The 230-nt window shown below is 57.4% G+C and carries 1 protein-coding gene; it reads right to left on the bottom strand.

Annotated elements, in window-relative coordinates:
- Nucleotides 1–23 precede the first annotated feature (23 nt).
- A partial coding sequence (locus QSV46_RS41280) for an Mpo1-like protein (protein ID WP_314964589.1) occupies nucleotides 24–230 on the bottom strand: 207 nt, incomplete at its 5' end.

Below are 230 nucleotides of genomic sequence, written 5' to 3'. Positions count from 1 at the left end.
AACTCAAGCTGAACTATTTGAGATCAGGATGCAACGCCTTGCGGATGCACCTGGATGATGGTGGCGAGATCGCGCCGAAAGCCCAGCGCGATAAACAGCTTTGCCATGACAAACATTGGGCCCAGCAACAGGTGAGTCGGATTGTCGACCAGCGCCGGCTGCCGCCGCTCGAACACGCGGTGCCCAATAATCTGCGATGCGACGCCGACGACAATCAAGATGGCCGTAAG

The organism is Bradyrhizobium cosmicum (assembly GCF_032290525.1).
Lineage (GTDB): Bacteria > Pseudomonadota > Alphaproteobacteria > Rhizobiales > Xanthobacteraceae > Bradyrhizobium > Bradyrhizobium cosmicum_A.
Note: the sequence above shows the minus strand (reverse complement) of the source record. Positions and strands in the feature narration are given on the sequence as shown.